General features: G+C 69.0%; 15 protein-coding genes. 9 read left to right on the top strand and 6 right to left on the bottom strand.

All coding sequences use genetic code 11. From position 1 onward, the window contains the following. Positions 1-142 precede the first annotated feature (142 nt). The 5 genes from ACFXKA_RS25575 (at position 143) to ACFXKA_RS25555 (ending at position 5,341) form a co-directional block, all read left to right on the top strand. Positions 143-1,213: a Glu/Leu/Phe/Val dehydrogenase gene (locus ACFXKA_RS25575; protein WP_379429251.1), complete on the top strand. Its 1,071-nt coding sequence runs from the start codon at positions 143-145 to the stop codon at positions 1,211-1,213. A gap of 34 nt (positions 1,214-1,247) precedes the next feature. Continuing rightward, positions 1,248-2,768, top strand: a complete 1,521-nt coding sequence (locus tag ACFXKA_RS25570) for an amino acid permease (RefSeq protein WP_379429195.1) — start codon at positions 1,248-1,250, stop codon at positions 2,766-2,768. A gap of 110 nt (positions 2,769-2,878) precedes the next feature. Then, positions 2,879-3,361 carry an adenosine-specific kinase gene (locus ACFXKA_RS25565; RefSeq protein ID WP_354834347.1) on the top strand — a complete coding sequence of 161 codons (483 nt, stop codon included), beginning with the start codon at positions 2,879-2,881 and terminating at the stop codon, positions 3,359-3,361. A gap of 141 nt (positions 3,362-3,502) precedes the next feature. Next, positions 3,503-4,354 (top strand): thioesterase family protein, encoded by an 852-nt coding sequence (locus ACFXKA_RS25560; RefSeq protein ID WP_379429250.1) that lies wholly within the window; start codon positions 3,503-3,505, stop codon positions 4,352-4,354. A gap of 33 nt (positions 4,355-4,387) precedes the next feature. After that, entirely contained in the window at positions 4,388-5,341 is a 954-nt protein-coding gene (locus ACFXKA_RS25555) for a LysR family transcriptional regulator (RefSeq protein ID WP_379429194.1), read from the top strand. Here the strand turns inward: ACFXKA_RS25555 and ACFXKA_RS25550 are convergent. Beyond that, positions 5,290-6,195 (bottom strand): serine hydrolase, encoded by a 906-nt coding sequence (locus ACFXKA_RS25550; RefSeq protein ID WP_379429193.1) that lies wholly within the window; start codon positions 6,193-6,195, stop codon positions 5,290-5,292. The genes ACFXKA_RS25555 and ACFXKA_RS25550 overlap by 52 nt on opposite strands. 154 nt (positions 6,196-6,349) lie before the next feature. On the opposite strand from ACFXKA_RS25550, the gene ACFXKA_RS25545 reads away from it, so the two are divergent. Together ACFXKA_RS25545 and bla are read left to right on the top strand one after the other, a co-directional pair. Then, positions 6,350-8,128 carry a penicillin-binding transpeptidase domain-containing protein gene (locus tag ACFXKA_RS25545; protein ID WP_379429192.1) on the top strand — a complete coding sequence of 593 codons (1,779 nt, stop codon included), beginning with the start codon at positions 6,350-6,352 and terminating at the stop codon, positions 8,126-8,128. Positions 8,129-8,203: 75 nt separating this feature from the next. Next, positions 8,204-9,118 (top strand): class A beta-lactamase, encoded by a 915-nt coding sequence (bla, locus tag ACFXKA_RS25540; RefSeq protein ID WP_379429191.1) that lies wholly within the window; start codon positions 8,204-8,206, stop codon positions 9,116-9,118. A gap of 27 nt (positions 9,119-9,145) precedes the next feature. Here bla and ACFXKA_RS25535 read toward each other — a convergent pair whose 3' ends face one another. The 3 genes from ACFXKA_RS25535 to ACFXKA_RS25525 form a co-directional block, all read right to left on the bottom strand. Next, complete coding sequence (locus ACFXKA_RS25535; protein ID WP_379429190.1) at positions 9,146-10,015, bottom strand: hypothetical protein; 870 nt, start codon at positions 10,013-10,015, stop codon at positions 9,146-9,148. 35 nt (positions 10,016-10,050) lie between these two features. Then, positions 10,051-10,917 (bottom strand): RNA polymerase sigma factor SigI, encoded by an 867-nt coding sequence (gene sigI, locus ACFXKA_RS25530; RefSeq protein WP_379429189.1) that lies wholly within the window; start codon positions 10,915-10,917, stop codon positions 10,051-10,053. Positions 10,918-11,066: 149 nt separating this feature from the next. Continuing rightward, positions 11,067-11,687 (bottom strand): DUF4386 domain-containing protein, encoded by a 621-nt coding sequence (locus ACFXKA_RS25525; RefSeq protein ID WP_379429188.1) that lies wholly within the window; start codon positions 11,685-11,687, stop codon positions 11,067-11,069. A gap of 105 nt (positions 11,688-11,792) precedes the next feature. Between ACFXKA_RS25525 and ACFXKA_RS25520 the strand changes: the two genes are divergently transcribed. Beyond that, the gene (locus tag ACFXKA_RS25520; RefSeq protein WP_354834323.1) at positions 11,793-12,275 is read left to right on the top strand and encodes a MarR family transcriptional regulator; all 483 of its coding nucleotides are present in this window, start codon (positions 11,793-11,795) and stop codon (positions 12,273-12,275) included. A 50-nt stretch (positions 12,276-12,325) separates the two neighbouring features. On the opposite strand, the gene ACFXKA_RS25515 is transcribed toward ACFXKA_RS25520, so the two are convergent. After that, on the bottom strand, positions 12,326-12,463 hold the full coding sequence (locus tag ACFXKA_RS25515; protein ID WP_379429187.1) for a hypothetical protein: 138 nt from the start codon (positions 12,461-12,463) through the stop codon (positions 12,326-12,328). 23 nt (positions 12,464-12,486) lie between these two features. On the opposite strand from ACFXKA_RS25515, the gene ACFXKA_RS25510 reads away from it, so the two are divergent. Continuing rightward, positions 12,487-12,609 carry a hypothetical protein gene (locus ACFXKA_RS25510; protein WP_379429186.1) on the top strand — a complete coding sequence of 41 codons (123 nt, stop codon included), beginning with the start codon at positions 12,487-12,489 and terminating at the stop codon, positions 12,607-12,609. Between the two features lie 51 nt (positions 12,610-12,660). On the opposite strand, the gene ACFXKA_RS25505 is transcribed toward ACFXKA_RS25510, so the two are convergent. Further along, positions 12,661-13,368, bottom strand: a complete 708-nt coding sequence (locus tag ACFXKA_RS25505) for a hypothetical protein (RefSeq protein WP_379429185.1) — start codon at positions 13,366-13,368, stop codon at positions 12,661-12,663. Between the last annotated feature and the right edge of the window lie 21 nt (positions 13,369-13,389).

Genomic DNA, 13,389 nt, shown 5'->3' with positions numbered 1-13,389 from the left:
ACGCGGTACGGCGGCATCGTTCCCGCCGCCGTACCGCGGTGACCTGTGCCCGGAATCCGGGCACGACACCCGGCCGCCCACCACGCGGCCACCACCCAGCCGCCACAAGCGGCGTCCACGAAAGGAATCGATTGTGACCGCAATGCACACCGACGCAGGGGTTTTCGGCCGCTCGCACGAGTTGAGCGCCCGGCGCCACGAGCAGGTGGTGTTCTGCGAGGACGACAAGAGCGGACTCAAGGCGATCATCGCGATTCACTCGACCACGCTGGGCCCGGCGCTCGGCGGCACCCGGATGTACCCCTACGCCTCGGAGGCGGCGGCACTGGACGATGTGCTGCGACTGTCGTGGGGCATGACCTACAAGGCGGCGGCCGCCGGGCTGAACCTGGGCGGCGGCAAGGCCGTCATCATCGGCGATCCGGCCCTCGACAAGAGCGAGGAGCTGTTCGCGGCCTACGCGCGGTTCGTCGAATCCCTCGGCGGGCGCTACATCACCGCGGGCGATGTGGGCACCAACACCGATGATCTGGACTCCATCGGCCGCTACACCAGCCATGTCACCGGCCGCAGCATCGCGGCGGGCGGTTCCGGCGACAGTGCCCGGCTCACCGCGCTCGGCGTGTTCAACGCCATGCGCGCCGGCGCCGAATCCGTATGGGGCGCACCCACACTGGCGGGTCGCACCGTCGGCGTCGAGGGTGTCGGCAAGGTCGGCCGCGAACTCATCCAGCTGCTGCTCGCCGACGGTGCGGAGGTCTGCGCGACCGACGTGAACGAGGCGGCGCTGGAACGCATTTCGAAGGACAATCCGTCGGTCCGACTGTTGAGCAACGTATCCACCGCTCCGGTCGACGTCTACGCCCCCTGCGCCCTCGGCGGCACGCTCACCGCGTCCAGCGCCGAGGCCATCGAGGCGAAACTCGTCTGCGGCGCCGCCAACAACCAGTTGGCCACGCCCGCAGTGGAATACGCCCTGAACGAGCGAGGCATCACCTGGGTCCCGGATTTCGTGGCCAATGGCGGTGGGCTCGTTCAGGTGGCCGGTGAGCTGCGCCAGGCAGCGCCGGCCGAGGTCGAAGATGCGGTGAGGGGCATCTTCGACCGCTGCCGCGACATCATCGCGGAATCCAAGGCCGAGGGAATCGGCACCGGAGCGGCGGCCAACAGGTTCGCGGAGCGGCGTCTCGACGCCATCCCGCGGGCCCTCTGATCGCCGCACCGTAGTTTCAGAGAGGAGACGACAAGTGGCGTTCGCGAGCGGAGTGTTCCGCACCAAATCGGTCGAGCAGTCGATCCGGGATACCGATGAACCGGATTCCAAGCTACGCAAGGATCTGACGGCGAGGGATCTCACCATCTTCGGTGTCGCGGTGGTCATCGGGGCGGGCATTTTCACGCTCACCGCCCGGACCGCGGGCACGGTCGCGGGACCCTCGGTCTCGCTGGCCTTCGTGTTCGCGGCCATCGCCTGCGGGCTGACGGCGTTGTGCTACGCCGAATTCGCCTCGACCGTGCCGGTGGCGGGCAGTGCGTACACGTTCGCGTACGCCACTTTCGGCGAGATCATCGCCTGGATCATCGGGTGGGACCTCATTCTCGAGTTCGCCCTTGCCGTTTCGGTGGTCGCCAAGGGGTGGTCGCAGTATCTCGGCGAGGTGCTCGGCGGCCTGGTGAATCCGGTCGCGCACGTCGGATCCGTCTCGTTCGACTGGGGCGCGGTGGTCATCATCGCCATCGTCGGCGTGCTGCTGGCCACCGGCACCAAACTGTCCTCGCGGGTCTCGGCCGTGGCGGTGGCCATCAAGCTTGCCGTGATCGCGCTCGTGCTGGTGGTCGGCGCCACCTACTTCAAGGCGTCCAACCTCAGCCCCTACATCCCGCCGTCGCAGCCCTCCGCTCAGGCCGGTGGCGTGCACCAGTCGCTGTTCTCCTTCCTGACCGGTTCCGGCGGAACGAGTTTCGGCTGGTACGGCCTGCTGGCCGCGGCCTCGCTGGTGTTCTTCGCCTTCGTCGGCTTCGACGTGGTCGCCACCACCGCCGAGGAGACCCGCAACCCGCAGCGTGATGTCCCGCGCGGCATCTTCGGCTCGCTGGCCATCGTGACAGTGCTCTACGTCGCCGTCTCGCTGATCCTCACCGGCATGGTCCCCTACACCGAGCTCGCGAGCGGAAACGCCACCCTGGCAACCGCTTTCGCCCTGCACGGTGCGACCTGGGTGAAGAACATCATCTCCATCGGCGCGCTCGCGGGCCTCTCCACGGTCGTCATGGTCATGTTCCTCGGCCAGACCCGCGTCCTGTTCGCCATGGCCCGCGACGGCCTGCTCCCCCGCAGCCTCGCCCACACCGGCAAGCACGGCACCCCCGTCCGCCTGACCGTCATCGTCGGCGTCGTCTGCGCCCTCCTGGCCGGTTTCGTCGACTTCGGCACCCTCGAGGAAATGGTCAATATCGGCACCCTCGTGGCCTTCGTCCTCGTCTCCCTCGGCGTCCCGATCCTCCGCCGCACCCGCCCCGACCTGAAGCGCGGTTTCCGAGTACCGCTCGTCCCAGTCATCCCCATTCTCGCCGCCCTGGCGTGCCTCTGGCTGATGCTGAACCTCTCCATCGAAACCTGGCTCCGCTTCGTCATCTGGATGGTCCTCGGCGTCGTCATCTACTTCACCTACAGCCGCCGCCACTCGATCCTCGGCAAGCAAAAGGTCCCCGAATCCATCCCTGCCGCCGAGGCGATCCCCGCCGCCGAACCCGACCCGGTCCCCTGACCCAGCCCGAACAAGTTCAGGGAGCTGTCACCGTGGGAATTCGCCCGAATTCCCACCCCGACAGCTCCCTGATCTTGTTCCCCGGCCGCGTGACGAGGGACGATAGCCCGATGGAACTGACAGCGGTGCCCATCGAGAATCCCGATGAGCTCAATGTCATCATCGGGCAATCCCACTTCATCAAGACCGTCGAGGACATGCACGAAGCCCTCGTCGGCACCGGCCCGCAACTCCGCTTCGGGCTGGCCTTCTGCGAAGCCTCCGGCCCCCGCCTGATCCGGTGGTCCGGAAACGACGACGACCTCGTCGACCTCGCCACCAAGAACGCGACAGCCCTGGCCGCCGGCCACTCCTTCATCGTCTTCCTCCGCGACGGCTACCCCGTGAACGTCCTCAACGCGATCCGCCACATCCCCGAGCTCTGCACCATCTTCTGCGCCACCGCCAACCCCGTCGAAGTCCTCATAGCCGAAACCTCCCTCGGCCGCGGCATCATCGGCGTCGTCGACGGTGCACCACCCCTAGGGATCGAAACCGAGACCGACCGCACCGACCGCCACCACCTCCTCCGCGCCATCGGCTACAAACTCTGACCCCCACGACCTCGGGAATCGACCGCCGCCCTCGCGTTCCAATTGCGCCCGCGCTGCGTTCACCGCGCAGCGGAATCAAGTGTTTGTCGTACAGCGTCTAGTGGGTTGGACGTGGGCTGATACGTTGGCTGGGTGACGCAGATGCATGACGTGACAGCGGTGGAGCGGGCGGAGTTGGAGGAGGCGGGGACCAAGGCTTATTACGTCGCACAGGGGGTGGGGGACGAGGGGTTCGAGCGGTTTGGGGCTACTGGGTCGACGGTGAGTGTGTGGGCGGCTTCCATGCAGCATGGGGCGCCGCCTTCGGCATTGCTGGCTCGGGCGGTCGAGCGGTGTGCGCCTCGGGCGGGGGCGCGGGTGGCCCGGTTGACCATGGAGATTTTGGGGCCGGTGCCGGTGGGGGACGTCGAGGTGCGGGCGTGGGTGGAGCGGCCGGGGAGGCGGGTCGAGTTGGTGGGGGCGGAGTTGGTGGCGACGCAGGCGGATGGGAGCCGGCGCGCGGTGGCGAAGGCTTCGGCGTGGCGGATTGCCACGTCGGACAGTACGTCGGTGGTGCATACGGCCGACGCGCCGCTGCCGGCGGTGCCGGAGGCGTCCGAGATCGGGTGGGGCGTGCCGGACGGGTGGGATGTCGGGTACGTGAAGTCGGTGGACATCCGGGCGGTGGAGAGTGACGACGTCACCCGGCGGGTGTGGGTGCGGCCCCTGGTCGAGGTGGTCGAAGGGGAGGAGATCTCACCGCTGGTGCGGGTGTTCTCGGTGGCGGATGTGGCCAATGGTATTGGGGCGCAGCTGGATCCGCATCAGTGGACGTTCCTGAACACCGACCTGACGATCGACCTGTTCCGGCTGCCGGAGGGCGAGTGGATCGGGCTGGCGGTGCAGACGTCGATCGGGCCGGACGGGGTCGGGATGTGCTCGACCGTGCTGCACGACGAGCGCGGGCCGATCGGGCGGTGCCTGCAGATCCTCGAGGTGCGCGCCCGGGCCTGACCCGGCGATAAGGAAACCGATATCGTCGGTGGGATGGATCCGCTGCGTCAGTTGCGCTACTTCATCGCCGTGGCCGAGGAGTTGCACTTCGGCCGGGCGGCCGAGCGGCTGCGGATCGCCCAGCCGGCGCTGAGCCAGCGAATCCGCAAGCTGGAGAGCGATATCGGGGCCCGGCTGCTGGAGCGCGACAGCCGGCGGGTGGAGCTCACCGAGGCGGGGCAGATCCTGCTGGTGGAGGCGCGGGACCTGATCGCGCGCTGGGAGCGGGCGAAATCCCTGGTCGGCAAGGCGCATCGGGGTGAGATCGACGCACTGCGGGTGGGCGTGCCGCCCGAACTGGCGGGCCGCGTGCTGGCCGCCATCCTCACCGCGTTCGAGAGCCGCCAGGTGCGGGTGGACCTGCAGGAGCTGACCACCGCCGAGCAGGTGCGGCTACTGGCCGATCGGCAACTGGACGCGGGGCTGCTCCAATACCCGGTGGATGTCGTCGGCCTGGAATCGGGCCCGGCGGTGGAGACCCCGCTGGGCGTGGTGCTGCCGCGCGATTCCCCGCTCGCCGCGCGAGCCGCCCTCACCCTGGTTGATCTGGCCGGGCACGGACTGGTGATCTTCCCGCGCGCCGCCGCGCCCGGCCTCTACGACGCCACCCTGCGCACCTGCTGGGAGCACGGTTTCCGCCCCACCTCGGTGCAGCACGCCCGCAATCCCGAATTCGTGCTCGGCATGGTGCTTTCCGGCCGCGGCGTCGCCTTCGACCAGGGCCTGGTGGCGCAGAAGGAGCCACGCGTGGTGTGGCGGCCGCTGCCCGAGGGCACCCTGAGCTGGCGGCTCGCCCTGACCTGGCCGACCGCCGCCCCGCACCCGCTGGTCCGGGAACTCGCCGACCTCATCGTCACGGTCGTGCAGGGTGACGGCGCGTCCCGGCCGGCCCCGATTCAAGACACGCCGCAGCGCCGGCCGTGGGACGTGGTCGCGGGCCGGCCGTGATCGATGCGCTCGACGGCCAGCCGCGCCGCCGCGCCGATCGCCCGATCCACCGCGGGCTGCCGCCCGGCCAGGCTGTGTGACACGGTGAAAACCGCGATCGCGTACCGGCTTCCATCCGGATACCCGACCACCCCGATCTCATTGCGGATCCCGGGCAGCGTCCCGGTCTTGGACCAGATGTCGGTGCCCGGCGGAAACGCCGACGGCAGCCGATGCCCGTACACCTGCTGCCGCATCAGATCCCGCACGAACCGGCACGCCTCGGGCGAACCCGCGCGATCCTCGCCGATGAGCCAGAGCAGCCGGGTCATATCCCGCGCGGTCCCGGCCGTGGTGCGCAGCGGATCCACCGCACGCGAGCCGAACACCTCCGCCGCGCTGGATTCCGGGTAGCGCCGGGCGAATTCGTGCAGGTCACGCGCCCCGATGTCCTCGGCCATGCTGTAGAGGATGTCGCGCAGCGAGCCCATGATCCGGGTGCCGGTGAGCCCGAGCTCCCGCGCCAGCGACCGCACGTTCTCCACGCCGACCCGATCGAACAGCAGGTCGGCGGCGGTATTGTCGCTCACGGTGAGCGCGAAGTAGGCGGCGTCGCGCAGGCTGAATTCGACATCGTCGTGACAGCCCGCGGTGCCGACCCCGCCCAGCCGGTCCGCCGCCGTGGCCCGCACCCGATCGGCCGGATCGAGCTGCCCCGCCGCCACCTGCCGCGCGAACTCCAGCACCAGCGGCACCTTCACCACCGAGGACAACACCACCGGTTCGTCGGCGGCCCAGCCGAATTCGCCGTCACAGTCGAAACAGCGGGCATGCACCCGGCCCTCGACACCGGCCGTCCGGAAGATCTCGTCCACTCCCCCAGCATTCCCGGTGCCCCGATCGGTCCGTCAACCGCCCGTGACGCAGCCGTTCGACACCCCGCACGCTGCGACGATATCGATTGCTATATCGGTTCTCATCCGTGTTGGTCTTGGACAGCCACCGGTGATCCATGTTGGGGTGGCTGTCATGGCAGAGTTCAGCAGGAAGGCCCTCACCGGTGTCTGCGCCGCGGCCATGCTGGTCACGGCGACGGCATGCTCCGGATCGGATGCCACGTCCGGGCTGTCCAAGACGGTCGACGGCTTCGCGGACGCCCTGAACCGCGACGACGTACCGGCGGCCGCCAACGCCACCAGCGACCCGGCCAAGGCCTCCGCCACGCTCGGCCCGCTCTACGAGAGCCTGGGCGAGCAGGTGCATTTCGCGGCGAGCAAGGTCGAGAAGACCGACGAGGGCGGCACCTTCACGCTGGCCGCTACCTGGAAGCTGGGCAAGGACGGCAAGAACGAGTGGACGTACATCACCTCGGGCCGGGCCACGCAGTCCGGCGGCGACTGGAAAATCCACTGGGATCCCGCGACCGTCGCGCCCGGCCTCGATGTCGGCCCGCTGTCCTACAGCCTCGTCTACCCCGACCCCGCCAAGGTCCTCGACAGCGCCGGCGGTGATCTGCTCACCCAGCAGGTGGTGACGCTGGTCAACGTCGCGCCCGGAGCCGACCCGGCGGCCGTCGCGGCGGCCCTGCAACCGGTCGCACCGGATGTCACGGTCGCCAGCCTGCAATCGGATCTGGCCGCGGCCCAGGGCAAACCGATCACGGCGGTCACCCTGCGCGAATCCGATTACGCCACCGTCCAAGCCGCCCTCACGAACCTCGCGAATGTGACCACCGCCCAGCAGACCCGGCTGCTGTCCGTCGACAAGGCCCTGTCCTCCCCGACCTTCTCGGGACTCTCCGACCTGTGGCAGCAGCAGGCCGACGCCGCCGCCGGCTGGGCCGTGCGCGCCCAGGGCAGCGACGGCACGCAGCGAGTGGGCGGCCCGGATCCCAAGCCGGTCACCGATATTCACACCACCCTCGATATCGGTTTGCAGCGGGCCGCCGAGGCCGCACTGGCCCCGATCACCACACCGGCGGCCATTGTCGCGGTGCAACCGTCGACCGGAAACGTGCTGGCCATGGCACAGAACGCGGCCGGTGACGCGCAGGGCCCGATCGGGCTGACCGGGCTGTACCCGCCGGGCTCGACCTTCAAGACGGTCACCGTCTCCGCCGCGCTGCAGGCCGGCCAGGTCACTCCCGACTCCATGGTCGCCTGCCCCGGCAAGGAGAACATCGAGGGCCGGGAGATCCCCAATGACAACAACTTCGACCTCGGCCAGGTGCCGCTGCACACCGCCTTCGCCAAGTCCTGCAACACCACCATGGGCCGGCTGGCGGTCCAGCTCGCACCGGACGGGCTGGCCAATGCCGCCGCCCAGCTCGGGCTCGGCATCGACTATGTGACGCCCGGACTGACCACCGTCACCGGCAAGGTGCCCATCGCCGACACGCCCGCGCTGCGCGTGGAGGAGGGCATCGGGCAGGGCAAGGTGACCGCCTCGCCGTTCGGCATGGCGCTGCTGGCCGGCGCGCTGGCGCAGGGCACGGTCCGACCGCCGACCGTCGTCCAGGGCCGGCCCGGTAAGCCCGACAGGCAGTCGCCCGCGCTGCCGCCGGGGATCGCCGATCAGGTGAAATCCATGATGCGGGAAACGATTACGGGCGGCACCGCCACGGAACTGCGTGATATTCCCGGTCTGCTCGGCAAGACCGGCACCGCCGAGTACATCGACGACAAGCACGCGCACGGCTGGTTCGTCGGCATCGACGGCGATCTGGCTTTCGCCGTCTTCATCAGCGATGCGGGCAGTTCCGAGCCGGCCGTGCAGGCCGCGGGCCGCATGCTGCGCGCCCCGCACTGATTTCCTTCATTTCCAATTTCACACGGCGCGAGCCGAATACCCCTTCAGCACTCGAAAATGATTGAGAGGCTTGTTTTGTCGACCCTGAAATACGGTGCACTGGTTTCGCTCCTGCTCCTGGCCCCGCTGGCCGGCGGCTGCGGCAGCGACTCGAAAACCGGAGCGGCGGTGAGCGGACCGACCACCACCGCCGGCGCGGTCACCGACACCGCGGCGCTGCGCGCGCTCGAACAGCAGCACGGGGCCCGGGCGGGCGTGGTCGCCATCGATACCGGCACCGGCAAGACCATCGGCTATCGGCAGGACGAACGGTTCGCCTTCGACTCCACCTTCAAACCGCTGGCCTGCGGCGCATTGCTGCACGCGCATCCGCTCAGCAGCGGATTCTTCGACCAGGTCATCCATTTCACCCCCGACAAGCTGGTGGCGAACTCGCCGATCACCAGCACCCGCGTCGATACCGGCATGACCGTGGCCGAACTCTGCCACGCCGCCATCACCCACAGTGACAACACTGCGGGCAATCAGATCCTCGAGCTGCTCGGCGGGCCGCCTGCCGTCACCGCCTTCCTGCGCTCGATCGGCGACCAGACCACCCGCATGGATCGCTGGGAAACCGAGCTCAACACCAATATCCCCGGCGACGAACGCGACACCAGCACCCCGGCCGCCCTGGCCGACGACTACCGCAAACTGGTACTCGGCGACGCCCTGGCCGAACCCGAACGGACACAGCTGACCGCGTGGCTGCTCGCCAACACCACCGGCGATGCCCGCATTCGCGCCGCGCTCCCGGCAGACTGGAAGACCGCCGACAAGACCGGCAGCGGCGACTACGGCACCGCCAACGACATCGCAGTCACCTGGCCCGCGGGCGGCGCCGCGCCACTGGTGATCCTGGTGCTGACCACCAAGCCGGATCAGGCTGCCGCAGTGGACAATCCGCTGGTCGCCTCCCTCGCCAAGGAAGCCGTCGCCGCCGTCCGCTAGCCCGCGGGCCGGACGGAGTCGGGCGGGTCAGGGCTGTCGCGTCGAGCTGCCGCTGCCGACGAAGTACTCGCCGTTCTCCGGGTCGGTGCTGTTCATGACGGAGATCAGGTGGGTGCCGTCGCTGGCCATCGACCAGAACGACATGACGACGGTGCCGCCGGGCGTTCGGCAGGTCTGATCCGCGGGTGCGAGTTCGGCGGTATTGCCATGGCCGTCCAGGGTCCAGGAACAGCCGTCTCCGGTATGGGCGATCAGCTGTCCGTCGCTCGAATCGATGTGCACCACACCGGTTTTGGGCTTGTACCCCGGCGAGGTGAGGTTATTCAGGTAAGCGGGATTCGTGGGGTCGTACGCCCAGGAGCCGGTGAACAAGCGGGCCGCGTCGCCCGGGTCGGCGGCGTCGGCGCGGGTCCGCTTGCCGTTGGCGAGCTCGAAATCGAAAGTGCCGTACGGGAGATAGCTGTTGGCGCGGACCACCTCCTGCTCGTGGCCATCGCGGATGGTGACGTGCCAGTAGTAGATGTTGTAGCCGGAGCCGATCACGTTGTTGAAGCAGTACTGATCGGCGCCGGCCAGATCCAGGGCGTCACCGTTCACCCGGAAATGCCAGGTACAGCCCTGATCGGTGTGGCCGGTGATGTCGCCGTCCGTGCCCCGGGCGAACTCCACGGTCCCGACCTGAGGAAAGGTCAGCGGGTTGATGCCGTACTGGCCGACCGTAGCGATATCGGTGGCATTCGCGCGGTCGGGCTGATCGTAGTTCCAGACGCCGAGATACCGGTCCGCGCCGTCCGCCCGATCCGCGTGGGCGGCCGGCGCGCTCCAGGACAGCATCATCCCGAGCAGCGCCGCTACCGCGAATTTTCCATGCCGGGCACGAATCCTGTTGTGAGTCATGCATTCAAGACGGGACGGACGCCGGGAAAGTTACCTCACACGTCCACCGTCGCCTCGACGCTCACGATCCGATCGCCCGCGATGGTCAGCACCAGCACACCGAACAGCTCCCGATCCCGATAGGCGAGCAGGGCGGGACGTCCGAAAGCCGAGTGCGTGACCAGCGTGATCCCCGGCCCCCAGAACGCGATCATATTGGCGGCCACCATCTCCGGCCCCTGGCTCGGCCGCGCCACGATCGGCGAGTCCGGCCGGAACGACGCAATGCCCCACACCTCCGGATCCAGTACCGCCAGCAGTTCGTCCAGATCCCCACCGGCACAGGCGGCGATGAACCGCTCCGTCACTGCGCGATGCTCGGCCGGCGCCACCGGGCCGTCGGGCCGCTGCGCCTCCGACATCTTGATCCGTGCGCGCCGCGCCAGCTGCCGGCAGGTGCCGACGGGGCGGCCGACGGTGTCGGCGACCAGTTCGAACGGCACCGCGAACACATCGTGCAGGATCAGCACCACCCGCTCGGCGGGTGCTAGGCGTTGCAGCATGCGGTACAGCGCCAGCTGCACCTCCTCGTCGAGTGTGATGCGATCGACCGGATCCAGAGGCACGGAATGCGCGACCGGCGTCTCGGCCTCCAGCTGTCCCGGATCACCGGCCTGCTCGCGACGCGCTCGCGCACTGCGCAATTCGTCGAGGCACAGGCGGCTGGTGACGACGGTCAGCCAGGCGCGCTCGTCGCTCACCTCACCGGGTCGCATGCGGGCCAGCCGGGTGAAGGCCTCCTGCGCGGCGTCCTCGGCCGCGCCGATATCGCCCAGCAGCCGGAAGGCCAGATCCACCACGTACGCGCGATGCCGCCGCCAGGCTCCGGTGAACGCGTCGTCCGGCCGGTCTTCGGTGCTCATACCCATATGACGGGACATGCCCGCCGAAAGTTACCGGCCGCCGGAAACATTGAGCGGCGGTGACCCGGGGTGGGCCACCGCCGCTCGATCGGCGCGCTACTCGGTGAATCGGGTTGAGCGGCAGGTGAATCGGCAGAGCGGCGGGCGGTTCAGCGCCGGGACAGCACGACCGCCACGGCGATCAGCCAGAGCAGACCGCCGAAGCGGACGACCGGCAGCAGGAAGGTGAACGCGGAGACGATCAGTGCGAGCGTGGACAGCGCGGCCGCGGCGGCGACGGCCAGTCCGCACCAGATCAGCCAGGTCGGCAGCGTCCGTTCCAGCAGCGCCGGAATCGCGATGCCGACGGCCAGCAGCCCGAAGCCGGCCGCGTACGCCGGGCCGCCGGACAGGAAGCCCAGATCGGCGATCGCGCGTGCCAATTCCGGTGCGGCGGCATCGTTCAGCCGCCCGCCGGCCCAGGAGAACAGGGCGCTGAAGGTGAGCCCGCCGGCGGCGAGCGCACCGCCGATGGTGGCGATGGACGGACCGCGCAGCACCCGTTGGATGAGCCCGGCGGCAATGGCCAGCGGCGCGGCGGACAGCACCAGCAGCAGCGCTCCGGCATTGATGAGCCCGGCATGCGCGGTGGTGTAGGCCAGCACGTCCGCACCGCTCGCGTCCGGGTGCGGGGTGCGGGCATTGGTGGCGACGTAGGCGATGGTGAGCGCCGCGAACGCGGCGACGGGGACGAGAACGGCGGGGTTGGTGCGAGCGATGGCGGTGCTCATCAGCGGTGATCCTCAATCTCTGGGCGAACCGTGCTGACCAAATAATGATTACAGACTGTAATGATTGTCAACTGTCTATTATTTTGCCGCTGCTACTATTGCGCCATGGATGCGAAAGACGAGGTCGCGCCGCAGCGCGGCGTGACGGCCGTCGGGTTCCTGCTGGCCCAGATCGGCGCCTACGCGGCCAATCGATTCGCCGAGCGCACGGCCACCCTGGACCTGACGCCCGCGCAGGCCGGACTGCTCCGCATGCTCATCGTCCAGCCGGGCCGCAACCAGCGGGAGCTCGCCGACGAACTGGGCATGCCGCCCAGCCGGTTCGTCCAATTCGCCGACAAGCTCGAGGAACGCGGAATCATCGAGCGCAAACGCAATCCCGACGATCGGCGGCAGCATTCGCTGTTCCTCACCGCGAAGGGACGGACCACCCTCGTCGAACTGGGCGCGGTCGCCCGCGAGGCCGAGGAGCACATGTGCCGGTCGCTGACGCCGGAGGAACAAGCACAGCTGTCCGGGCTGCTGGTTCGCCTGGCCGCCGATCATGGACTGACCCCGGGCGTACATCCGGGCTACAAGACGGAATGACGCTCCGCCATCCAGTGGGATCGCTCAGATGCGGTGCGGCACAGCGGTTGTCACGGGGTCAGCGCGTCGATGGTGGCGATCCGGCCCGCCATGACCTCGCCCGGCAGATGCCGGAAGGTCGGGCATTCCGCGTGACTCGGGGCCGGACAGGCGGCGGCCTGTCGCAGGCCATCGCGCACCGCGGTCACCGGTCGGCCTGGCGCTGCTCGAGGTGGACGAGACCACCCGGCAGCGGGTCATCGAGACCGTGCGGGCGGCCTTCGAACCCTTCGTGCACGGCGACGAGGCCCGCTTCACCGCCGCCTGCTGGCTGCTCGACGCCCGGGCTCACTGACCGGTCGCGACAGCTCCCTGCCGCGGCCGGGCCGCCGGAAACTGGCGGATCTCACCGCACTTCGCTGAGCAGCCACTGGTCGCGGGGCGTGCGGCGGCGCTCCCGGCGGCTGCCGACCCGGGCCCGCATGGTGTACTGCGCGGGCTTGCTCTCCGCGGTCAGCTGGTGCCAACCGCTCCCGCCGTTGATGTCGAACACGCCGATGTATCCGCCGGGCAGCAGCTGGAACGGCGCGTTGATGTGATTGCCGTAGTCGAACCGGGTGCTGCCCGCCTTGCGGAAGTTCTCGAACCAGGCGGGAAAGACGAAGTCCGACACCTGGATTCCATTGATCGCGTACCCGTACTGGTCCGCCTCACAGGCGTCGGCGACCTCGTAGGCGTAGATGCGTCCGGCGGTGGCGGTGGAGAACACGTAGGCGGCCAGGTTGATATCAGGGTCACCGAGCATCTCCAGCAGCTCGTGGCTGGCCGTGACCGTCCACTGCAGGCCGGCGTCGATGTCGCTGCGCGCGAACACCTTTCCCATCGGCAGACCCTCATTCGTGAGGTCGTGATAGCCGAGCGCCCCGGCCTGATCGGAGTCGTCGGAGACCACCAGCCACCAGGCGCCGGCAGGAGGCTGCGCGCCGGTCGCCACGAAACTCAGGTCGGCGTCACTCCCCCACACCGGGGCCCAATCCCGGTGCACCTGCGTCTGCAATGCTGGGACCACGGCAGAAACCTGCGCGTCGGTCAGTACGGTACTGCGGTTCAACACGGCAATATGTATGGCAGACAT

The sequence above is a fragment of the Nocardia sp. NPDC059228 genome, assembly GCF_042754245.1.
Classification (GTDB): domain Bacteria; phylum Actinomycetota; class Actinomycetes; order Mycobacteriales; family Mycobacteriaceae; genus Nocardia.
This window is presented reverse-complemented; position numbering and strand designations above follow the sequence as displayed.